Origin of the sequence: Burkholderia sp. AU27893 (assembly GCF_002223205.1) — a bacterium.
Taxonomy (GTDB): domain Bacteria; phylum Pseudomonadota; class Gammaproteobacteria; order Burkholderiales; family Burkholderiaceae; genus Burkholderia.
Map to the genome: position 1 here is coordinate 1,336,942 of NZ_NKFD01000004.1, position 20,872 is coordinate 1,357,813.

19 protein-coding genes are annotated in these 20,872 nt (G+C 67.3%); 5 read left to right on the top strand and 14 right to left on the bottom strand.

The window, feature by feature from the left end; genetic code table 11:
* Window positions 1-83: 83 nt before the first annotated feature.
* Window positions 84-1,175, top strand: a complete 1,092-nt coding sequence (locus CFB47_RS25890) for a porin (RefSeq protein WP_089458084.1) — start codon at window positions 84-86, stop codon at window positions 1,173-1,175.
* Between the two features lie 182 nt (window positions 1,176-1,357).
* Here CFB47_RS25890 and CFB47_RS25895 read toward each other — a convergent pair whose 3' ends face one another.
* Together CFB47_RS25895 and CFB47_RS25900 are read right to left on the bottom strand one after the other, a co-directional pair.
* The gene (locus CFB47_RS25895) at window positions 1,358-2,323 is read right to left on the bottom strand and encodes a zinc-binding alcohol dehydrogenase family protein (protein ID WP_089462732.1); all 966 of its coding nucleotides are present in this window, start codon (window positions 2,321-2,323) and stop codon (window positions 1,358-1,360) included.
* 46 nt (window positions 2,324-2,369) lie between these two features.
* Window positions 2,370-2,621 (bottom strand): hypothetical protein, encoded by a 252-nt coding sequence (locus CFB47_RS25900; protein ID WP_089442618.1) that lies wholly within the window; start codon window positions 2,619-2,621, stop codon window positions 2,370-2,372.
* Between the two features lie 95 nt (window positions 2,622-2,716).
* Between CFB47_RS25900 and CFB47_RS25905 the strand changes: the two genes are divergently transcribed.
* On the top strand, window positions 2,717-3,508 hold the full coding sequence (locus tag CFB47_RS25905) for a helix-turn-helix domain-containing protein (RefSeq protein WP_089462733.1): 792 nt from the start codon (window positions 2,717-2,719) through the stop codon (window positions 3,506-3,508).
* A gap of 80 nt (window positions 3,509-3,588) precedes the next feature.
* Here the strand turns inward: CFB47_RS25905 and hpaI are convergent, their stop codons facing one another.
* From hpaI to CFB47_RS25940, 7 genes are all read right to left on the bottom strand, one after another.
* Entirely contained in the window at window positions 3,589-4,395 is an 807-nt protein-coding gene (gene hpaI, locus CFB47_RS25910) for a 4-hydroxy-2-oxoheptanedioate aldolase (RefSeq protein WP_089462734.1), read from the bottom strand.
* A 12-nt stretch (window positions 4,396-4,407) separates the two neighbouring features.
* Window positions 4,408-5,211: a 2-oxo-hept-4-ene-1,7-dioate hydratase gene (hpaH, locus tag CFB47_RS25915; RefSeq protein ID WP_089427639.1), complete on the bottom strand. Its 804-nt coding sequence runs from the start codon at window positions 5,209-5,211 to the stop codon at window positions 4,408-4,410.
* A 20-nt stretch (window positions 5,212-5,231) separates the two neighbouring features.
* Window positions 5,232-5,624 (bottom strand): 5-carboxymethyl-2-hydroxymuconate Delta-isomerase, encoded by a 393-nt coding sequence (locus tag CFB47_RS25920; protein ID WP_089462735.1) that lies wholly within the window; start codon window positions 5,622-5,624, stop codon window positions 5,232-5,234.
* A gap of 33 nt (window positions 5,625-5,657) precedes the next feature.
* The gene (hpaD, locus tag CFB47_RS25925; protein WP_089462736.1) at window positions 5,658-6,506 is read right to left on the bottom strand and encodes a 3,4-dihydroxyphenylacetate 2,3-dioxygenase; all 849 of its coding nucleotides are present in this window, start codon (window positions 6,504-6,506) and stop codon (window positions 5,658-5,660) included.
* Between the two features lie 160 nt (window positions 6,507-6,666).
* Window positions 6,667-8,130, bottom strand: coding sequence for a 5-carboxymethyl-2-hydroxymuconate semialdehyde dehydrogenase (gene hpaE / locus CFB47_RS25930; protein ID WP_089462737.1), 1,464 nt, complete (start codon window positions 8,128-8,130; stop codon window positions 6,667-6,669).
* A 22-nt stretch (window positions 8,131-8,152) separates the two neighbouring features.
* Window positions 8,153-8,917, bottom strand: coding sequence for a fumarylacetoacetate hydrolase family protein (locus CFB47_RS25935; RefSeq protein ID WP_089462738.1), 765 nt, complete (start codon window positions 8,915-8,917; stop codon window positions 8,153-8,155).
* Window positions 8,914-9,603: a fumarylacetoacetate hydrolase family protein gene (locus CFB47_RS25940; RefSeq protein WP_089458074.1), complete on the bottom strand. Its 690-nt coding sequence runs from the start codon at window positions 9,601-9,603 to the stop codon at window positions 8,914-8,916. The genes CFB47_RS25935 and CFB47_RS25940 overlap by 4 nt, the downstream gene beginning before the upstream one ends.
* A gap of 152 nt (window positions 9,604-9,755) precedes the next feature.
* On the opposite strand from CFB47_RS25940, the gene hpaR reads away from it, so the two are divergent.
* A complete protein-coding gene (gene hpaR, locus CFB47_RS25945; RefSeq protein ID WP_039356885.1) occupies window positions 9,756-10,196 on the top strand; it encodes a homoprotocatechuate degradation operon regulator HpaR in 441 nt (146 codons plus the stop codon).
* 55 nt (window positions 10,197-10,251) lie between these two features.
* Here hpaR and CFB47_RS25950 read toward each other — a convergent pair whose 3' ends face one another.
* On the bottom strand, window positions 10,252-11,463 hold the full coding sequence (locus CFB47_RS25950) for an SDR family oxidoreductase (protein WP_089442628.1): 1,212 nt from the start codon (window positions 11,461-11,463) through the stop codon (window positions 10,252-10,254).
* Window positions 11,464-12,101: 638 nt separating this feature from the next.
* Here CFB47_RS25950 and CFB47_RS25955 point away from each other — a divergent pair.
* On the top strand, window positions 12,102-12,446 hold the full coding sequence (locus CFB47_RS25955; protein WP_089458071.1) for a DUF3564 family protein: 345 nt from the start codon (window positions 12,102-12,104) through the stop codon (window positions 12,444-12,446).
* Window positions 12,447-12,863: 417 nt separating this feature from the next.
* A complete protein-coding gene (locus tag CFB47_RS25960) occupies window positions 12,864-14,762 on the top strand; it encodes a penicillin-binding protein 2 (RefSeq protein ID WP_089462739.1) in 1,899 nt (632 codons plus the stop codon).
* 221 nt (window positions 14,763-14,983) lie between these two features.
* On the opposite strand, the gene CFB47_RS25965 is transcribed toward CFB47_RS25960, so the two are convergent.
* From CFB47_RS25965 to CFB47_RS25980, 4 genes are all read right to left on the bottom strand, one after another.
* Complete coding sequence (locus tag CFB47_RS25965; RefSeq protein ID WP_089462740.1) at window positions 14,984-16,702, bottom strand: cation:proton antiporter; 1,719 nt, start codon at window positions 16,700-16,702, stop codon at window positions 14,984-14,986.
* 209 nt (window positions 16,703-16,911) lie between these two features.
* Window positions 16,912-18,324, bottom strand: coding sequence for a cytochrome c (locus tag CFB47_RS25970; RefSeq protein WP_089462741.1), 1,413 nt, complete (start codon window positions 18,322-18,324; stop codon window positions 16,912-16,914).
* A complete protein-coding gene (locus CFB47_RS25975; protein WP_089462742.1) occupies window positions 18,321-20,099 on the bottom strand; it encodes a GMC family oxidoreductase in 1,779 nt (592 codons plus the stop codon). Before CFB47_RS25975 ends, CFB47_RS25970 begins: the two co-directional genes overlap by 4 nt.
* On the bottom strand, window positions 20,099-20,836 hold the full coding sequence (locus tag CFB47_RS25980; RefSeq protein ID WP_039356908.1) for a gluconate 2-dehydrogenase subunit 3 family protein: 738 nt from the start codon (window positions 20,834-20,836) through the stop codon (window positions 20,099-20,101). The genes CFB47_RS25975 and CFB47_RS25980 overlap by 1 nt, the downstream gene beginning before the upstream one ends.
* Window positions 20,837-20,872 lie beyond the last annotated feature (36 nt).

The following is a 20,872-nucleotide window of genomic DNA, read 5'->3' on the forward strand; positions in this document are numbered from 1 at the left end:
CTCCCTTCGAGACGCGCATCGGCGCGACGAGTACCCGTTTTCTGTTTCAACCACCCACAAAAAATCAAGGAGACACCGTCAAAATGAAGTCACGCGCAGAACGTTCCATTCGAACAGTAGTCCTCACCGGTTCGGCAGCGGCAGCCTGTCTCGCCGTGCCGGCCGCGCACGCGCAGTCGTCGGTCACGATCTACGGGATCATGGACGCCGGCATCGAATTCGCCAACCACGCAGCGCCGGAAGGCGGCAATTCCGTCAAGCTCAAGTCAGGCAACAAGAACACGTCGCGCTGGGGCCTGCGCGGCGTCGAGGATCTCGGCGGCGGGCTGAAGGCCGTGTTCCGGCTGGAAAGCGGGATCGACCTCGCGAACGGCGCGCTCGACGACGGCCCCGACTCGATCTTCGCGCGCCGCGCGACGGTCGGCCTGAAGGGCAAATGGGGCGAACTGACGCTCGGCCGCAACTACACCGTCACCTACGACTACATGCTGCCGTTCGACCCGATGGGTTACGCGCAGAACTACTCGTGGGCCTCGTCGTCGATGGCGACCGGCGGCCGCAAGGACGGCATGTTCACGCGCTCGTCGAATGCGGTGCGCTACGACGGTGAATTCAGCGGCTTCAAGTTCGGCGCGTTGTACGGCTTCGGCAACGTGCCGGGCAGCATGAAGACCAGCTCGAAATACGACTTCGCGGTCGGCTACGAACAAGGCCCGTTCGGCGCGGTGGTCGCGTTCGACCGGCAGAACGGCGCGGCCGACAGCGTGACGCCGGCCGATACGGTCAACTACGTCCAGGGGATTCATGCGGGCCTGAGCTACGACTTCGGCAACCTGAAGACGATGGCCGGCTACCGCAACTACAAGCGCACGTATCGCACGAGCGCCGCGAACCAGTTGAGCGACATGTACTGGGTCGGCGGGTCGTACCAGTTCACGCCGACATTCTCGTTGATCGGCGCCGTGTATCACCAGAACATCAAGGGCGGCACGGATGCCGATCCGACGCTCGTGTCGATGCGTGCGAATTACGCGCTGTCGAAGCGCACGGTGCTGTACGCAGCCGGTGCGTTCGCGATCGGGAAGCATGGGCAGAAGGTCGGTGTATCGCGCGATGTCAACGGGTACGGCACCACGCAGGTCGGGGTGACGGCGGGGATTCAGCAGCGGTTCTGAGGTTGACGGCGGGTGGCGGCGCGTGTGTTGCGCGCCGCCACCCGCCCGTTCGCCCGTTCGCGACGGGCCCCTACCGTTGGTCGTTGCACGAACCGATTCGCAGGACCCGTCGGTATCCTGACGAGATCGCGTGCGAAACGGCCCCAGCCGTGCGTGCGGACAGGCGGTGCGCCGCCTGTTCGTCATCCGCCTTCGCGCATCGTGAACACCGGGCGCACGAGACTGTTCACATCGCCCCAGTGTTCGCCGACAGCCGACAGCGGCACCGTGCGCGTGTCGATTGCCAGCCCCGCCGGCCTGGCCGCGTCGAATACGCCGCGCACCGAGGCCAGCAGGCGCGGCAGCGACACACTGCCGAGGCCGCTGCCCATCAGCTCGATGGCCGTCGCCCGCAGCACCGCGCCCGGCAACAGCACATCCGCGCCGCCGATCGAGCCGATCTGCACGAAGCGCAGCCGGCGGCCATCGGGGGTCGCCTTCGCCGCGGCAACCAGCAGCGTCTGCGCGCTGCTCCCCCACAAATAGTCGAGCACGACGTCCACGCCGGCACGGAAATGCGGCTCGAGCGCACGCGCCATATGCGCGTCGTCCTGCTGCAGCGATACGACGGCATCCGCACCCGCGTGCAGCAATGCCTGCAGTGCAGCCGCGTTGCGGCCGGTCGCGATCACCTTCGCAGCGCCGAGATGCTTCGCGATCCGCACCGCCAGCCGCCCCGACGTACCGGTCGCGCCGTTGACGAGCACCGTCTCGCCCGCGACGAGCCGCGCACGCTCGGACAGCGCGGCCCACGACGACATCCCGGGAATCGCGATCGCCGCGGCCGTGACGTCGTCGAGCGCATCGGGCAGCGGCACGCACCGCGTATCGGGCACGATCGTCCGCTCGGCCATCGCGCCGAACGGTGCGGGCGCACCGAAGAAATAGACGCGTTGCCCGTCGTCGAGACAACCCACGCCGTCGACACCGACGACGAACGGATAGCGCCCGTCCGACGAGTAATGCGTGCCGGACGCCCGCCCCTGCGCGATCCGGCTCAGTGCGGACGCCCTCACGTCGATCAGGCGATGGCCCGGCATCGCACGCGGCGCGTCGAATTCCATATGGACGGGACGCTCGCCGGCGCCCGTCACGACTGCTGCTTTCATGGTTGCTCCTTGAATCAGGGATCCCGATCGACGATTGCGGCGCGTGTCATTGCGCATCGAGCCACGCGCGCAGCGCGGGGTCGCGTACGTCCAGCACGTCGAACAGGCCAAGTGCGCGCAACGCGGGCAATGCGTCGATCGTGTCGGCTTCCGCGCGCGCCCGGTCGGCGGGCGCGGCGTTCGGATCGGTCAGCACTTGCGCGTTGACCAGGAACGCGCCGACGGTACCCTTGCGGATCGTCGTTCCGTCGGCCTCGATCCGGTCGGCATGGTCGGGAAGCAGCTGTTCGGCTCGCATCGTGTCGTACTCCGGTTGTCATCGATGGATCCAGTGTAGGCGTGCGAATCCGGCCGATCTCCGGTATAACGGCCATTCGATCCCGATTTCCGGCCATGTCCGATCCACTCCTGCCCGCCCGATTCGTCACGTCCGACGACGGCCCGTTCGTCGTCGCGGCCGTCCTGTCGCAACGCGACCCGCGCGTGACGCCATCCCACTCGCACGCGCGCGGCCAGCTCGTCGGCGCACTGAGCGGGCTGCTGACGATCGGTCTCGACGATCAGGACTGGGTCGTGCCGGCGATCCATGCAATCTGGATTCCGCCGCATTGCCGGCATTCGCTACGCTCGTTCGGGCCGATTTCCGGCTGGTCGGCGTTCGTTGCCGAAGCACGATGCGCGGCGCTGCCGAAGGCGCCGCGCGCGATCCGCACGACGCCGCTGCTGCGCGAGGCCGTGCAGCGGGCGGCGAGTTGGGAGGGGGCGGCGCTGGATGCCGCTCGGACGCGGATCGCCGACGTGATCCTTGATGAAATCGCGTCGTCGGAAGTCGAGGCACTGGGGCTGGTGCGGCCGCAAGATCCGCGGCTGATGAAGATCACCGATGCGCTTGCCGCCGATCTAGCGGACAACCGGCGGTTGGAGGAATGGGCCGAATGGGCCGGCATCAGCGCGCGGACAATGAGCCGCCGCTTCGTCGCGGAAACGGGGCTGACGTTCGCGCAGTGGCGTCAGCAGGCCAGGCTGCTGAGGGCGCTTGAGCGCATTGCCGACGGCGTGCCGGTGACGACGATCGCGCTCGATCTCGGGTACGACAACGTCAGCGCGTTCATCGACATGTTCCGGCGCGCGTTGGGGACGACGCCGGGGAGGTATATGGAAACAGGGCGCCGTGGAGAGGAATGAGCGTGGCGATCCGGAGATACGAATCCGCGTGCGGAAGGTTGGCGCCCAGTAGACGGAAAACGCCAGCTTCTGCCATCGGGTCAATACGTACCGTCCCCCGTCGTCTCGGCCTGCTCCCCCTTCCCCTTGAACAGCGCAGCCAACCGCTCCGCGCCCCTCGCCAGCAGCGTCGTATCCACCCCGACCGCAACAAACAACGTCCCCGCCTCCAGATAGCGCCGCGCGGCCGCCTCATCGGCGCTCAAAATCCCCGGCGCCTTGCCGGCCACCTTGATCGTCCGGATCGCGCCATCGATCGCCGCCTGCACGTCCGGATGCCCCGGATTGCCGAGATGCCCGAGATCGGCCGCGAGATCCGCCGGTCCGATGAACACGCCGTCCACACCTTCGACCCGCGCAATCGCATCGATCGCGTCGAGCCCCGCCCGCGTCTCGACCTGTACGAGCACGGCCATCTCGTCGTTCGCGCGATGCAGGTAGTCACCGACGCGATTCCACCGCGACGCACGCGCCAGCGCACTGCCCACGCCACGAATCCCGTGCGGCGGATAACGCGTGGCCGCCACCGCCGCGCACGCCTCGTCGGCACTCTGCACCATCGGCACGAGCAACGTCTGCGCCCCGAGGTCGAGCACCTGCTTGACGATCACCGGATCGTTCCACGGCACGCGCACGACCGGATGCGACGGATACGGCGCGATCGCCTGCAGTTGCGCGAGGATCGTCGGCACCGTGTTCGGCGCATGCTCGCCGTCGATCAGCAGCCAGTCGAAACCGGCGCCCGCAACCACTTCGGCGCTGTACGGATTCGCGAGTCCGAGCCACAGCCCGATCTGCGCGTCGCCACGCGCGAGCGCCGCTTTGAAGACATTCGAAGGAATCTGCATCGCTCGTTCACCTCACTCGAAGTAGCACTGGATCGTCCCGAGCGGGCCGTAGTCGACGCTGAACGTGTCGCCCGGCCGTGCCGCGCACGGCCGCGTGAACGAGCCGCCGAGCACGATCTGCCCCGGCTCCAGCGCGACGTCGAAGCGAGCCAGCCGGTTCGCGAGCCACGCAACCCCATTCGCCGGATGGTTCAGCACGCCGGCCGCGACGCCCGTTTCCTCGACCACGCCGTTGCGCGACATGATCGCCGCGACCCAGCGCAGGTCGACGTCCTGCGGTTTCACCGGCCGCCCGCCGATCACGACGCCCGCGTTCGCCGCGTTGTCGGCGATCGTGTCGAACACCTTGCGTGGCCGCTTCGTATCGGGGTCGATCGACTGGCTGCGGGCGTCGATGATCTCGAGCGCCGGCACCACGTAGTCGACCGCGTCGTACACGTCGAAGATCGTGCAGTCCGGGCCGGTGAGCCGTTTGCCGAGCACGAACGCGAGCTCGACCTCGACGCGCGGCACGATGAAGCGGCCGGTGGGAATCGTGCCGCCGTCGGCGAAGAACATGTCGTCGAGCAACGCGCCGTAGTCGGGCTCGTCGATCTGTGACGTGTTCTGCATCGCCTTCGACGTCAGGCCGATCTTGTGGCCCTTCAGCGTGCGGCCTTCCGCGAGCTTGAGGGCGACCCACGTGCGCTGGATCGCGTACGCGTCGTCGATCGTGATGTCGGGATGGTCGAGCGAGATCTGGCGGATCTGCTTGCGCTCGCGCTCGGCGTCGTGCAGACGCTGCGCGAGCTGGTCGATGATGGCGGGTTCGAGCATGGTCGGATCGGGAATGGGGTTCAGCCGGCCCGCTTGTAGCGGGCATGGATGTTGTTGTGCTTGTACGAGCCGCTTTCGCTGAACTCGGTCAGTTCCATCGACAGCGCCAGGTAGCGTTTCGCGTACAACTCCGCGAAATGCGCCTTGATCGCGTCGAACAGGGCGTCGCACGCGGCTTTTTTCTGCTCGTCGGTACGGCCCGAGCCGATCTTGAGCGTCACGTGGACGAATGCGTCGTCCCCCGTGCCGTCGGCCACGCAATAGTCCTGCAGCTCGATCGCGCGCGAGCGGATGCCGCCCGTCGGGAACACGCCGCCCTGCGCGATCAACGTAGCGTTGATCGTGCGCAGCAGCACGGGAATACGTGCGTCGTCGCGGATGTTCGCGGTGTATTCGACGACGATATGGGGCATGGCTGGTCTCCTGTCGAATGCGTGGCGAAGCGTTCAGGACAACGGAAAGATCGCGTTGATCTGTCCGGTGCCCGAACTTGCAAAGTAGTCGGTGACGATCTCGACAGGCTTGTCGTAGCGATCCCAGCCGAGCAAGCCGAGCAGCATCGCGGTGTCGTGCATCCCGCCTTCGCCGTGGCAATGCGTGTTGTACTCGGGCAGCATCGCGCAGAAGGTCTTGAAATCGCCTTGCTTCCACAGCTCGACCACGCGCAGGTCGACCTGCCGGAAGAATTCGCGGCTGATCTCGTGAATCGATTCCTCGGGGCTGCCGTTGTCGTTGAAACGATGTGACAACGAACCGCTCGCGAGAAACGCGACGTTCGAATCGCTCTTCTCGATCGCTTCGAGCAGCGCCTCGCCGAAGCGCCGGCTTTCGTCGAGCTGATGCCACATGCACCAGCCGGCGATCGACACGACCTTGAAGTGCTGGTCGGCGTTCATGTAGCGCATCGGCACCAGCGTGCCGTATTCGAGTTCGAGGCTGTCGATCTCGTGCGCGCGGGTCGCGATCCCGCGCTCGGTGGCCGTCTCGGCGATCAGTCGGCCGAGCGCCGGGTTGCCCGGATACGCGTACTGCATGTCGCGGATGAAATGCGGCAGCTCGTTGCTCGTGTACGTACCCGAGAACTGCGCATTGCAGTTCACGTGATAGCCGGCGTTGACGAGCCAGTGCACGTCCGACACGACGATCGTGTCGACGCCGAGCGCGCGGCAGCGCGCGCCGATCAGTTGATGGCCGCGGATCGCCGCTTCGCGGCAGCCGTGATGCCTGCCGGGCATTTCCGACAGGTACATCGACGGCACGTGCGTGATTTTCGCGGCGAGGGACAGTTTGCCCATCGTTCAAGTCTCCTGTCGGCCGGAGTTAGCGCTTTAGCGCTTACTCCGGTCCCATGCTTCGCGGTCGGCCGGAGTTAGCGCTTTAGCGCTTACTCCGGCCCCATGCCCGGCCGGCGTGCCGGCCAAGAAATCATTGGTGCTGCCAGACCACCCGCGCCCGTCACACGCCCCAGCGCGGAATATGATGCGAACCCATCGAAATGCACACGTTCTTGATCTCCGCGAACACCTCGAAACTGTATTCGCCGCCCTCGCGCCCGGTACCCGATTCCTTCACGCCGCCAAACGGCTGGCGCAGGTCCCGCACGTTCTGGCTGTTCACGAACACCATCCCGGCCTCGATGCCGCGTGCGAGGCGATGCACCTTGCCGACATCCTGCGTCCAGATGTACGAGGCAAGCCCGTACGACGTGTCGTTCGCGAGCCGCAGCCCTTCTTCCTCGTCCTCGAACGGGATCAGGCACGCGACCGGCCCGAAGATCTCTTCCTGCGCGACGCGCATCCGGTTGTCGACGTCGGCCAGCACGGTCGGCCGCACGAAGTTGCCGTTGCGCAGATGGTCGGGCAGGCCCGCCGGCTTGTCCGCGCCGCCCGCGACCACGCGTGCGCCTTCCTGCTCGCCGATGCGGATATAGCCCGTCACCTTCTCCCAGTGCTGGCGCGTAATCATCGCACCGAGGTTCGTGGCCGGATCGGACGGATCGCCGACCACCAGGTTGTTCGCGCGGCGCGCGAATTCCTGCACGAAGCGGTCGTAGATCGTGCGCTGCACGAAGATCCGCGAGCCGGCCGTGCAGCGTTCGCCGTTGATCGAGAAAATCGTGAACAGCGATGCATCGAGCGCGCGGTCGAAATCGGCATCGTCGAAGATCAGCACCGGCGACTTGCCGCCGAGCTCCATCGAATACTTCTTGAGACCGGCACGCTCCATGATCCGCTTGCCGGTCACCGTGCCGCCGGTGAACGACACCGCACGCACGTCGGGATGGCGCACGAGTGCATCGCCGGCCGTCGCGCCATAGCCCTGCACGACGTTGAGCACGCCGGGCGGAATGCCGGCTTCGAGCGCGAGGCGGCCGAGCTGGTCGGCCGTCAGCGGCGACAGTTCCGACATCTTCAGCACGGCCGTGTTGCCGAGCGCGAGACACGGCGCCGTCTTCCACGTCGCGGTCATGAACGGCACGTTCCACGGCGACACCAGCGCACACACGCCGACCGGCTGGTACAGCGTGTAGTTCAGCATCTGGTCGTCGACCGGATAGGTGCGGCCGTTCATCTGCACGCACACTTCCGCGAAGAAGTTGAAGTTCTCGGACGCGCGCGGAATCAGCTGCTTGCTCGTCTGCGCGATCGGCAGCCCGGTGTCCTGCGTCTCCAGCGCCGCGAGCATCGGCACGTTCTTCTCGATCAGCTCGCCGAGCTTGCGCATCAGCTTCGCGCGCTCCTTGGCGGGCGTGTTCGCCCATTTCGGGAACGCTGCCTTCGCGGCGCGTACGGCCGCGTCGACTTCGGCCTCGCCGCCCGATGCGACGTCGGTGATGACCTCGCCCGTCGCGGGATTCAGCGTCGTGAACGTCTCGCGGCTCTCGACTTCGCGGCCGTCGATCCAGTGCTTGATGGTCATGCTCTCTCCTTGGGCGACCGGCTCAGCCGGCGCGATAGTAGTCTGCTTCGCCGACGATCGTGTTCACGAGCCGGCCAATCCCTTCGATCTCGGTCACGACCTCGTCGCCCGGCTTCGTGTCCGCCAGCCCCTCGGGCGTGCCGGTCAGGATCAGGTCGCCCGGCGAGAGCGTCATGAAGCCGCTGATATGCTCGATCAGCGCAGGCACGTCGAAGATCATGTCGCGCGTGCTGCCGCGCTGCGTCTCCTGGCCGTTCACCGTCGTGCGCAGCGTCAGGTCGCCCGCATCGCCGATCTCGTCGCGGCTGACGAACCACGGCCCGAGCGGCGTGCAGGTGTCGCGGTTCTTCACGCGCAGGTTCGGACGGTAGTAGTTCTCGAGATAGTCGCGGATCGCGTAGTCGTTCGCGACCGTATAGCCGGCCACGTAGTCGAGCGCCTGCGCGCGGCTCACGTTGCGCGCGGGCCGGCCGATCACGACGGCGAGCTCGCATTCGTAATGCATGTGAGTGGCATCCACCGGGCGCACGGTGCGCGACCGGTGGCCGATGAACGTGTTCGGCCCCTTCAGGAAGATCAGCGGCTCGCTCGGCGCCTTGAACGCGAGCTCCTTCGCGTGGTCGGCGTAGTTGAGACCGAGCGCGAACGTCGTGCGCGGCGCGACGGGCGGCAGCCATTCGACCCGCTCTTCCGCGACGACGCACCCCGTATCGAGGCGGATCGCACCGTCGCCGGCCGGTTCGGCCGCATGCAGTGCGCCGTTGTAGATCACGCGCGCCGTCCTCATCGTGCTTCCTCCGCAATCAGCGTGTGCCGCAACGTGCCCAGGCCGGCGGCGGCAATCTCGATCGTGCTGCCCGCGCGGGCGCGCGGTGCGCCGCCCGCGACGCCGAGCAACAGCACGTCGCCCGCGTCGAACGACATGAAGGCCGTCACGTCGGCGATCAACTCGCGCACGGGGCGAATCAGCGTGGCCGTCGAGGCAGATACGGCCACCTCGCCGTCGATCCGCACGCTCAGGCCGATCGCGTCGACATCGCCCAGCGCAGAGGCCGGCACGATGGCCGGGCCCAGCGGGCAGAAACCATCGCGGCACTTGAAGCGCACGGCCGGACGGTAGTAATCGGGATGCGGCACCGACACGTCGCTCGCGAGCGTGAAACCGTGAAGGTAGTCGAGTGCCTGTACGGCCGGCACGCGCGTCGCGCGCCGGGAGAACACGACGGCCACCGACGCGCCGATTTCCAGCGCGTCGACACCGGCGGGCACGACGACGGCCGCGCCGTCGCTCGCATGCGTGTTGGCGGGCTTGATGTACAGGATCGGCGCCTGTGGCGGGCGGCCGTAAGGCGGTGCGTTCACGGCATCGCCGAGCGCGTCGAGCGCCGCGCGCTCGTTGAGCAGCGCACCGTAGACGGTACCGATGGCGACCGGCAACGGCGGCGCCGCGGCGGTCGTGCAAGACAGCTCCATGCGTCATTCCCCTGCCGCGCGTCGCGGCGCATCGTCAATAGTTAATATCTTAAGTAAACAATCGAACGCTCGCAACCTCGATTACCCTGATAGGCGAAATTCACTACCCGCGGCTGTTAAGATTGATGCGTCCCCGTCCTCTGCTCTCCCCGATGAACCGTACGCTCGACCACCGCAACCTGGCCATGCTGCTGCTCGAGGCCCGCGAAACGCTGATGGGTCTGTTTCGGCCCATTCTCAAGGAATTCGCGCTGACCGAACAGCAATGGCGCATCATCCGCGTGCTCGACGGCGAACCGGCTCAGGCGCTCGAAGCGGGACAGATCGCGCGGCGCTGCTGCATCCTGAGCCCGAGCCTAACGGGCGTGCTGGAACGGATGGAGCGCGACGGCCTGATCACGCGCACGCGCGCGCAGGAAGATCAGCGCCGGCTGCTGGTCAGCCTGACACCGCAAAGCAGGAAACTGGTCACGGAAATCGGTCCGCGGATCGACGAGCAGTACCGGCAGCTCGAATCGCGGTTCGGCCAGGACGGCCTCGAAGACATTTATCGCGCGCTCGACCGGCTCATCGAGCTCGGCGGCAACACATGAAAACGGCGCCCGTTCCCGCCAGCCGCGGAACAGGGCGCCGCTGCAGCGCGGGCGTTCAGTGCACCGTGCCGCGCATCAGTTCGGTCACGGCCACGCCGCGCGACGTGCGCATGCATTCCTCGACGTAATCGAGGAACGGCAACGGCTCGAAATCGATTTCGTCGCGCACGCGGCGATTGTCGAACACGCGATCGACCGTCGCGAATTCCCCGCAGCGCTGCAGTGCCCGGCCGATCACGCGTTCGAGTGCCGGATCGGTCCGCCCCAGCACATCGCGCACCACGAGCGGCAACTCGGCCGGCGCACATGCCGCGTAGCGCGGCGCGCCCGTCATCCCCGCCGCCTCGTCCATCGCGCGCACGATCTGCGCGACCTGCGGCGCCTCGTCGCCGGCCGACACGTGATACAGGTCGTGCGCGAGCGTCGGCTTGACGGCCAGCAGCATCGTCGCACGCGCCACGTCGTCCACCGACACGATGTCGATGCGCGTCATCGGCCGCGCGGTGAAGCGGCGCGCGGCATGCGCGAGCCGGAACATCCAGAACGAATTCGGCGCGGGCCGTGTACCGAGCACCGTGTGGCCGACCACATGCGACGGCCGCACCACGACGAGCGGCAGCCCGAGCGCCCGCAGCCGCTGCTCGGTCTCGGCCTTCGCATGCAGGTAGTCCGCCGCGAGCACCGCACCCGGCAGGCCTTCTGCGTCGCGCGCGCCGTCGTTCGCCGCAGCGGCCGCTGCTTCTTCCTGCACGATCCCGCCGCGGCCCGCATGCGCATAGGCCGTGCCGACGTACACGAAGCGCTGCAGGCGCGGCGCCCGGGCAAAGCGTTCGGCGAAGCGCACCGCATCGGCGATATCGGCCCGCAGGTGCGCGCCGTCGGCCGGCGACGCATGGCCCGCGCAATGAATCACGTGCGTTGCGGCGGCGAGGCGCGGCGCGTCGGCGCCCTGCCACACGTCGCCGAGCGCACCGACGATCACGTTCGCATCGGTCAGGCGCGACGCCCAGTACGGCGCCAGCCCCGCGCGCAGCGCCGCTTCGCGCAGCCGCGCGACGGCGTGGCCACGATCCTGCGCCCGCACGACGCAGACGATGCGCTCGAGCAGCCCCGCATTGACGAGCGCCGTCAGCACGGTACTGCCGATGAAGCCGGTGGCACCGGTCAGCACCAGCCGCCCGACGTTCGCCGCCGCGACCGGTGCGCTGGCCGGCGACACGAGGCTCGTCCGCCAGTTGAGCGACAACGCGGTTTTCCAGATCAGCACGATAGTCTCCTTCGATGAGTCGGCCGGGCGGCGCGACGCCCGCGGTTGCGGGCTGCGCACGGCTCACCGGCCGGGCCGGGGCCTGACGCGCGCCCCGGCAGTCCCGATCGGGCGTGCGGCCCGCGATCGCGTCGATCGCGTCTCTGGCACGAGGCGGCGGCAGCCGCCGAGGACGGGCGTCCGCGGCACTCGATCGGGAAGATTCCAGTGTGGGGCCCGACCGCAGGCAAGTCTGTCCCGAAAGTTTCGTGAAAGTGTGCCGATTTGTATGGGATTGTCGGAGTGTGTCGTACCGGGCGCGCCGTCAACATCCCGCAACATCCGCTCGGCCCGCGCTCCGACGGTGCGGTGCCGCCCGGGTCGACCCGGTCATGCGCGACAGATCGACGCGCCTCGCGGGCATGTCATCCCATGTCTCGATGATCGACCCTCCCCCATCGGCACCGCGATCGCCGGTACGCGCGTGTTGGCGGGTGCCCGGTCGGAATAACCATGAATCGTCAGACGTCGTTCCATCTGAAATCGCAATGGACTCAATATGAATTTATTGCGGATTATCACTTGCGTTTCACACCAGTCTATCTAGACTGATCAAGTCAAAACGGTCGAATGTGTCATTTTTTTAGGAGACGATCACAATGCGCCTCACCATTCGGATTAATGGCAGCGAATCGGCAACCCGGCACGCGTTCGCGGTACTGTGGGTCGACACCGACGAGGGCCTGTGGTCGCGCGAGGCACATCAAGGCATGGATCTTCCGACCTGGGGCAAGGTCCGCGACGTCGAGGGCGCCATGGCGCTCTGCGCGGCCGACGGCGGGAATGCCGTGTGCCAGTTGAAGGGACTGTCGTTCGATGCAATGCAGCGCGAACAGGGCCCCGCGGTGCTCGCCGGCAATCACCCCGGCGCGTGGCGACTGCAGGCTGTCGATCGTTGCACGAGCGAACCGGAATACCGGGAATTCATTTCCGTCGCCCGATAGAAACTATCGATGTAATTCGTCTGCGGTTTTCGGGTTTATTCCGGTTTCAGCGATATTCATTTCGATATTCAGCATTAACGGCGCCCCATTCCGGGGCGTTTTTCATTTCCCGGTTTAAAGAAATAACCGCGCGCCGATCAATTGATCGCACACCGGAGGATCGGCGTCGATCCATACCTGAAATCCCTGCTCCCGTTCTGCACGTCGCGAGTCACCCGGAGTTTCATCGTCAGCGGCTCCGGGAAAATGCCGCTCCCGCCGCGCCGTTCCCCCTTTTTCACCCGGTGTGCGAGCGCGCCGATACCGGTATTTTCTCGGGGCCGGAACATACTTTCCCCACACGGCGTTTACTCCTTTATTACAATCGCATTATTCAGACTGACTCGCCGCCTCCGGGCGGCCCGACCCGGCCATTGCATGAGCGTGAAAAAAAAGACCCACCCCGCCGATCCGTACGCGGCCGCGACCAAAAATCCGATGCTCGCGTCGCGCCTGCCGATGTGGCGCTCGAAGCTGATCGTGATCATCGTGTTCCTCGCGTTCGCCGCGCTGATCGGCCGCGCCTTCTGGGTGCAGGTCGCGAACAAGGAGTTCTACGTCGGCCAGGGTCAGAAACGCTACCAGCGCACGATCGAGCTCGACGCGACGCGCGGGCGCATCGTCGACCGCAACGGCGCGATGCTTGCCGTCAGCCTGTCGACCTATGAAATCTGGGCGAACCCGAAGCAGGTCGCCGACACCGATTACCCGCAGATCTCGAAACTGCTCGACATGCCGCTCGTCGAGGTCAAGCGGCGCCTCGGCAACGACAAGACGTTCGTGCTGCTCAAGCGGCAGGTCGACGCGGACACCGCGGGCAAGCTCGACAAGCTGGCGATCGACGGCATCACGCAGATCGCCGATTCGAAGCGCTTCTACCCGGAAGGCGAATCGGCCGCGCACGTGGTCGGCTTCACGAACGTCGAGGACAAGGGGCAGGAAGGCGTGGAACTCGCGGCGAATGCGCGCCTGGTGGGCACGTCCGGGCAGCGCGAGGTGATCCGCGACCGGCTCGGCCGCATCGTGTCGGACACGCGCCCGCTCGTCCCGGCGCAGCACGGCGCGACGATCGAACTGACGATCGACCGCCGCATCCAGCAACTCGCGTTCAGCCAGCTCAAGGCGGCCGTGCTCGAGAACAACGCGGTGGCCGGCAGCGTCGTGGTGCTCGACGCGCAGAACGGCGAAATCCTCGCGCTCGCGAACTATCCGACCTTCGACCCGAACGACCGCGCGCGCCTCACCGGCCAGCAGTTGCGCAACCGCGCGGTGATCGACACGTTCGAGCCGGGCTCGACGATCAAGCCGCTCGTCGTCGCGCTGTCGATCGACGAGCGCAAGGTCACGCCGAACACGATCATCAACACGTCGCCGGGCACCTACAAGATCGGCCCGGCCGTGATCCACGACACGTCGAATCACGGGTCGCTGACGGTGTCGCAGGCGCTGCAGAAGTCGAGCAACGTCGCGCTCGCGAAGCTCGCGCTGAACCTGCCTGCCGAAACGATCTGGAACAAATACCAGGAATATGGCATCGGCCGCGCACCGGAACTCACGTTCCCGGGCGTCGCGTCGGGCCGGCTGCGCGGCTACAAGCGCTGGCGGCCGATCGAGCAGGCGACGATGGCGTACGGCTACGGCCTGTCGATGTCGCTGCTGCAGATCGCGCAAACCTACACGGCCTATGCCGGCGACGGCACGCTGCACCCGGTGTCGCTGCTGAAGAACGGCACCGACCAGCAGACGATCGACGCGCATCGCGGCCACCGCGTGACGTCGCCGCAAACGGCCGCGGCGATCCGTTCGATGCTCGAGATGGCAGTCGGCGAAGGCGGCACGGGGCGCCGCGCGCGCGTCGACGGCTACCGGATCGGAGGCAAGACGGGTACCGCGCGCAAGCAGGTTGGCGCGACCTATGCGAAGGGCAAGTACCGCGCGCTGTTCGCCGGGATGGCGCCGATGAGCAACCCGCGCCTGATCGTCGCGGTGATGATCGACGAGCCGCGCGGCAAGGGCTACTACGGCGGCACGGTGGCCGGCCCGGTGTTCGCGTCGGTCACGAGCGGCTCGCTGCAGTTGCTCGGCGTGCCGCCCGACGCGCCGGTCGAGCCCGAGAAGACGCCGCCGGCGAAGGCCGTTGCGCCGCAAAAGACGGTGGCTGCACCGAAAGCGTCGGCGACGCAGGCCAAAACAGCCGCTGCGCCGAAAGCCGCCGCATCCCTGAAGACTGCCTCGCCATCGAAAGCGCCGGCGCAGGCAAATACGGCGGCGGGTTGATCGGCGCAGCCCGCGCGACGCGCCGCCGTCCCGGCGCGCGCGTCACGCTCCGACGGCCTCGTCACGGCCTCGGACTTCCCGGTCATCGGGCACCGTCATTCGATCCAGGAACGCAGCGCATCATTTGAGCGTTCCCGCCGTCGCCTCCAGCCATTTTTACGCGCCTCGGCCCGCCCGGGCCGCCGCGCCCTGCCCGGTACGCGGCGCGATGCCGCGCGCCGTCAATGCGACGCTGCGACCGCCGGCTTCGTCATCCTGCCGAGCACGTGCTCGGTCATCCCGCGCGCCAGTTCGGACTCGCCCATGAACACGGTGCCGATCCCCTCGCTCGACAACAGTGCGGCCTCGTCACCGCTGTTCGTGCACAGCACGACCTCGAGCGCCGGATTCAAGGTGCGCGAGATCTCGACGATCTGCCGCACGTCGAACACGTCGGGCAGCGTGACGACCAGCATCCCGGCGCGCGCAATATGCGCCTGCACGAGCACGATCGGCTCGATCGCGTCGCCCGACACGGCCGCGACACCGTCCGCACGCAGTTTCTCGACGAGCTCGCGATTCTGCTCGACGACGACATACGCGATGCCGCGCTCGTCCAGCGCGTGCGCGATTCGCGTACCGACCTTGCCGTAGCCGACGATCACGACCTGCCCGGTCAGGTGCGTCTGCGGCGTCGACATCGGCAGCGCGGCGAGCGGATCGTCGCGGGCCTCGAGCTTGCGCGCGAACGCCGAATGCTTGCGGATCCATGCGAGCGCCGGATCGATCATCGCGAACAGCAGCGTGTTCATCGCGATCGAGATCAGCGCGACGGCCAGAATCAGGCTCTGCCCCTCGGCCGACAACAGCCCCAGCGCACGGCCGAGCCCGGCGAGGATGAACGAGAACTCGCCGATCTGCGCGAGCCCCGCGCCGACCGTCAGCGCGGTATTCAGCGGATAGCGGAACGCGATCACGAGCGCGACCGCCGCGAGCGTCTTGCCGATCACCACGATCCCCGCGACCTCGATCACGTGCAGCGGCTCCGCGAGCAGGATCTTCGGGTCGAACAGCATCCCGACCGAGATGAAGAACAGCACCGAGAACGCATCGCGCAGCGGCAGCGTCTCGTCGGCCGCGCGCCGGCTGAATTCCGACTCGCGCATCATCATCCCGGCGAAGAACGCGCCGAGCGCGAACGACACGTCGAACAGCTTCGCCGCACCGAACGCGATGCCGACCGCGGCCGCGATCATGCACAGCGTGAACAGCTCGCGCGAGCCGGTGCGCGCGACGAGCCACAGAATGCGCGGAAACACGCGCTTGCCGACCACCAGCATCAATGCGATGAACGCCGCGACCTTCAGCATCGTGACGCCGAGCGTGCCCCACACGCTGCCGCCGGCCGCCTGCGCGTCGCCGGGCGGCGTGCCGCCGAGCAGCCCCGCGACGGGCGGCAGCAGCACCAGCACGAGCACCATCACGAGATCCTCGACGACGAGCCAGCCGACCGCGATGCGCCCGTTGACCGTCTCGACCAGCCCGCGCCCTTCGAGCGCACGCAGCAGCACCACCGTGCTCGCGACCGACAGCGCGAGCCCGAACACGAGCGCCGCGCCGACGCTCCAGCCCCACGTGAGCGCGAGCCCGCCGCCGAGCAGCGTGGCCACCGTAATCTGGACGATCGCGCCCGGCAGCGCGATCTTGCGCACCGCGAGCAGATCGCCGAGCGAGAAATGCAGGCCGACGCCGAACATCAGCAGCATCACGCCGACTTCGGCGAGCTGCTGCGCGAGCGACAGGTCGCCGACGAAGCCGGGTGTGCCGGGGCCGATCACGATCCCGGCAAGCAGATAGCCGACGAGCGGCGGCATTTTCAACAGCGACGCGAAATAACCGAAGACCATCGCGAGACCGAAACCGGCCGCGAGCAACGCAATCAGGCTGACGTCATGAGGCATCCCCCCTCCCGAAGTTCTTGTAACTATTTAGTAAGGTTCAAGAACGAAAGGATAAGGGATGAGGCGGAAAAATGGCGCGCCGCCGCGAAAATTTCACGTATTGGCGCGCCTTTGCGGGGTGCAACCCCCGGCGAAACAAAAGGCGCCGCGCGGAACCGGCGGCGCCTTGATGCACATCGGACAGGCGGGGCCGGCGCCCCGCCGCCCCGTCAGCGCGACGCTTGCGGGAACCGCGCGCCCGGCGGCGGTTCGGGCCGGGTCGACGGCACGCTCTTGCGCACCTTCGCGACCTGCGCGGCCGTCACGGCAGCCCCCGTGTTGCCCCAGCTCGTGCGTACGAAGTTGGACACGTCCGCGACTTCCTGGTCCGACAGGCGCCAGCCGAACGGCGGCATCGTGAACGTCGACGGCGCGGTGCGCGTACCCTGCAGCGCGCTGCCCTCCAGCACGACGTGGATCAGCGAGGTCGGATCGTCGCCCTGCACGACCGGGTTGCCGGCCAGCGCCGGGAACACGCGCGTGTAGCCGTGGCCGTCGCTGCGGTGGCAGGCCATGCAGTTGTCGCGATAGACGGCCGCGCCCGGCTTGCTCGCGTCACCGGTCTGCAGCGCCTTCGCGGCCGCCGCGTCGTACACGTGCGGCTGCTCGCCCTGCACGCGCGGCGGGAGCGTCTTCAGGTAGCGCGCGATCCCGTTCAGGTCGTCGTCGGTCATGTGCTGCATGCTGTGGCCGACCACGTCCGTCATCCCGCCGAACGCGGCCGTGCGCAGCGTGCGGCCCGTCTTCAGGAACTGCACGATCTCGGTTTCCGTCCACGTGCCGAGGCCCGTGCGCGGCTCGCCGCGCAGGCTCGTCGGCACCCAGCCGTCGATCGCCGCGCCGCCGGCCAGGAAGTCCGGGCCATCCGCGTCGGTCAGCCCGCGCTCCTGCATCGTCGGCGCGCGCGGCGTATGGCACGCGCCGCAGTGGCCGAGACCCTGCACGAGATACGCCCCGCGCGCGACCACCGGATCGGTGTACGGCGCCGCGTCGAACGGCTTCGGCGTCGGCGCGAACATCTTGCGCCAGATCCCGAGCGGCCAGCGCATCGACAGCGGCCACACGATGTCGACCGCGCGGTTCTCGTGCTCGACGGGCGCGACGCCATGCATGAAGTACGCGTACAGCGCCTTCATGTCGTCGTCGGTCAGGCGCGCGTAGGACGGGAACGGCATGGCCGGATACATCGTGTCGCCGTTCTTGCGCACGCCTTCGCGCACCGCACGCGTGAAGTCCTCGACGCTCCACCCGCCCAGGCCCGTTTTCGGGTCCGGCGTGATGTTCGTCGAGTAGATCGCGCCGATCGGCGTGTCGAATTTCAGCCCGCCGGCGAACGGCTTGCCGCCGCTCGCGGTGTGGCACGCGATGCAGTCGCCTGCCCGCGCGAGGTATTCGCCGCGCTTGATCAGGGCCGCGTCGGCGGATTGGGCCGCGGGTGCGGCAGCCGGGCCGGAAGCCGCCGCGGGAGCTGTCGGCTGCGCGAACGCCATCGAGCCTGCGAAGCCGAACGCGGCCCAGGCCGCACCGGCCGCCAGCGCGCGCGACATCCGGCGCGCGACGTTGTGGTTCATCGTCCTCTTCATGCGGTCACCAGCGGGGCGGGATTTTTCAGGTATTGCTCGCGGATCGCACGTGCCGACCAGTAGGCCAGCGCCGCGATGATCCCGGTCGGGTTGTAGCCGATGCCCTGCGGCAGCGCCGATGCGCCCATCACGAACACGTTGTGCACGTCCCAGCACTGCAGGTAACGGTTCAGCACGCTCGTCTTCGGGTCGGTGCCCATGATCGCGCCGCCGACGAGGTGAGTCGTCTGGTACGCGCGCGAATCGAAGTGCTTGCCGAACTCGCGCGTCGATACGCTGATCGCCTTCGGCCCCATCGCCTCCGCGATCTTCTTCATCTGCCCGGTCACGTACTGCGCCATCTTGATGTCGTTGTCCTTCCAGTCGAAGGTCATCCGCAACAGCGGCTGGCCGTACGAATCGCGATAGGTCGGATCGAGGTCGAGGTAGACGTCGCGGTACGACATGTTGGTGCCGTGCGCGTCCATCGAGATCGTATGCGCGTAGTTGTCCTTGACCGCCTTCTTCCACGCCGAGCCCCACTGCGGCGTACCGGGCGGCGTCGCGATGCCGCTGATCGGCTTCACGCCGGCCTGGTTCACCCACAGCGGCGAGCCGCCGACGAAGCCGAGCGGGCCGTGGTCGAAGTTGTCCGCGTTGAAATCGTCCACCGCGACGCCGTTGCCGCCCGCGCCGATGAACGGATTCGTGTAGGTGTCCTTGTCGAAGAACGCCTTGATCGTCGACAGGTTCTGGTACGCGAAATTGCGGCCCACGACGCCTTCGCCCGAGATCGGGTCGTACGGCTTGCCGATGCCCGACAGCAGCAGCAGGTGCACGTTGTGGTACTGGAACGCGGCCACGATCACGAGATCGGCCGGCTGGTGCACTTCGCGCCCGGCCGGGTCGACGTAGGTCACGCCCGTCGCGCGCCTCTTCGTATCGTCGAGGTCGACGCGCAGCACGTGGCACTTCGAGCGCAGCTCGAAGTTCGGCGCCTGCTTCAGCGCGGGCAGGATGTTCAGGTTCGGCGACGCCTTCGAGTACATGTAGCACGCGTAGCCGCTGCAGTAGCCGCAGAAGTTGCATGGGCCCATCTGCACGCCGTACGGGTTCGTGTACGGCCCGGACGTGTTCGCCGACGGCAGCCGGTACGGATGCAGGCCGAGCGACTTGGCGGCATCGGAGAAGCGCTGCGCCGAATACGTGTTGAGCTGCGCGGGCAGCGGGAAGTTGTCGCTACGGTTCGCCTCGAACACGTTGCCGTCGCCGACCACCTTGCCGCCGACCTTGTACGCCTGCCCCGACGTGCCGAACACCTTTTCGGCGAAGTCGAAATGCGGCTCGAGCTCCTCGTAGGTCACGCCCGTGTCCTGGATCGTCATCCCTTCGGGGATGAACTTCTTGCCGTAGCGCTCTTCATAGTGGCTGCGCAGGCGCAGCTCTTCCGGCGTGATCCGGAAATGCACGCCCGACCAGTGCAGCCCCGCGCCGCCCACGCCTTCGCCCGGCAGGAACGCGGCGAGCTGCCGGTACGGCAGCGCGGTGTCCTGCAGGCCGTGGCGGATCGACACGGTCGTCTTCGACAGGTCGAGGAACAGCTTCTTGCGGATGTTGTAGGTCAGCTCGTCGATCGTGTTCGGATACGCGCCGTCCGGATAGGTGTCGCGATACTCGCCGCGCTCGAGCGCGACCACGTTCAGGCCCGCTTCGGTCAGTTCCTTCGCGAGAATCGCGCCGGTCCAGCCGAAGCCGACGATCACCGCATCGACATGCGGCTTTTTCTCTGCGGCCATCAGCTGCGCTCCCCGTTGATCGAGACGGGGCCGTACGGATACGACTTGCCGTTCTGGTTGACGAAATCCATGAAGTCCGCGCGCGCGCCCGGAAAGCCGATCATCTTCCACGCGGCCATGTCGTGATTGCCGCCATGCACCGGATCGCAGAAGTAACCCTCGCGCGTGTTCTGCAGCAACTGACCGAAGAACACGCCGGGCGGCACGTCGTCGATCTGCGCGCCGCCCTTCTCCAGCGCGCCGAGCACGGTGTCGCGCGTCGGTGCGTCGAGATCCGCGAACGCCTTGCCGTGGGTCTTCTCGCAATAACGGTTGACCGCCGCGATACCGAGCCGGTAAATGTCGCGCGGCACCAGCTTCAGCTGGTAGCCGAGCTCGGGCACGCCTTGCTGGAACGGCCCCTGCATGTACCAGGTCGCGCCGTGCGCATACGGCGTCTCCATCTGGCGGTCGATGAATTCGGGCACGCCCGATTCGAGCGCGCCGGGGCCTTCGGCGTCGGCCGGAATCAGCCGGTCGACCGCGGCCTGGACGAACGCCCATTCCTTCGCATCAAAGAAGGTCGGCTTGTACGGCGCGCGTTCGGCGTTGGCCGATGCGCCGGGCGCGTTGCCGGTCGTCGCGGAAGGCGACGACGAACGCAGGTCGCAGCCGGCGACCGACGCGATCGGCACGAGCGCGACCGACGTGCGCAGGAAACGGCGGCGCGAGTTGGGTTTGTCAGGTGGCGTGGACATGGTCGGATGTTGATCGTTGGGGATCGGGGCCCGGAC

What these genes read in the sequence shown, in the direction of transcription:
- CFB47_RS25890 (WP_089458084.1), top strand. Translation starts at nt 84, where the DNA reads ATGAAGTCACGCGCAGAACGTTCCATTCGAACAGTAGTCCTCACCGGT.
- CFB47_RS25895 (WP_089462732.1), bottom strand. Translation starts at nt 2,323, where the DNA reads ATGAAAGCAGCAGTCGTGACGGGCGCCGGCGAGCGTCCCGTCCATATG.
- CFB47_RS25900 (WP_089442618.1), bottom strand. Translation starts at nt 2,621, where the DNA reads ATGCGAGCCGAACAGCTGCTTCCCGACCATGCCGACCGGATCGAGGCC.
- CFB47_RS25905 (WP_089462733.1), top strand. Translation starts at nt 2,717, where the DNA reads ATGTCCGATCCACTCCTGCCCGCCCGATTCGTCACGTCCGACGACGGC.
- hpaI (WP_089462734.1), bottom strand. Translation starts at nt 4,395, where the DNA reads ATGCAGATTCCTTCGAATGTCTTCAAAGCGGCGCTCGCGCGTGGCGAC.
- hpaH (WP_089427639.1), bottom strand. Translation starts at nt 5,211, where the DNA reads ATGCTCGAACCCGCCATCATCGACCAGCTCGCGCAGCGTCTGCACGAC.
- CFB47_RS25920 (WP_089462735.1), bottom strand. Translation starts at nt 5,624, where the DNA reads ATGCCCCATATCGTCGTCGAATACACCGCGAACATCCGCGACGACGCA.
- hpaD (WP_089462736.1), bottom strand. Translation starts at nt 6,506, where the DNA reads ATGGGCAAACTGTCCCTCGCCGCGAAAATCACGCACGTGCCGTCGATG.
- hpaE (WP_089462737.1), bottom strand. Translation starts at nt 8,130, where the DNA reads ATGACCATCAAGCACTGGATCGACGGCCGCGAAGTCGAGAGCCGCGAG.
- CFB47_RS25935 (WP_089462738.1), bottom strand. Translation starts at nt 8,917, where the DNA reads ATGAGGACGGCGCGCGTGATCTACAACGGCGCACTGCATGCGGCCGAA.
- CFB47_RS25940 (WP_089458074.1), bottom strand. Translation starts at nt 9,603, where the DNA reads ATGGAGCTGTCTTGCACGACCGCCGCGGCGCCGCCGTTGCCGGTCGCC.
- hpaR (WP_039356885.1), top strand. Translation starts at nt 9,756, where the DNA reads ATGAACCGTACGCTCGACCACCGCAACCTGGCCATGCTGCTGCTCGAG.
- CFB47_RS25955 (WP_089458071.1), top strand. Translation starts at nt 12,102, where the DNA reads ATGCGCCTCACCATTCGGATTAATGGCAGCGAATCGGCAACCCGGCAC.
- CFB47_RS25960 (WP_089462739.1), top strand. Translation starts at nt 12,864, where the DNA reads ATGAGCGTGAAAAAAAAGACCCACCCCGCCGATCCGTACGCGGCCGCG.
- CFB47_RS25965 (WP_089462740.1), bottom strand. Translation starts at nt 16,702, where the DNA reads ATGCCTCATGACGTCAGCCTGATTGCGTTGCTCGCGGCCGGTTTCGGT.
- CFB47_RS25970 (WP_089462741.1), bottom strand. Translation starts at nt 18,324, where the DNA reads ATGAAGAGGACGATGAACCACAACGTCGCGCGCCGGATGTCGCGCGCG.
- CFB47_RS25975 (WP_089462742.1), bottom strand. Translation starts at nt 20,099, where the DNA reads ATGGCCGCAGAGAAAAAGCCGCATGTCGATGCGGTGATCGTCGGCTTC.
- CFB47_RS25980 (WP_039356908.1), bottom strand. Translation starts at nt 20,836, where the DNA reads ATGTCCACGCCACCTGACAAACCCAACTCGCGCCGCCGTTTCCTGCGC.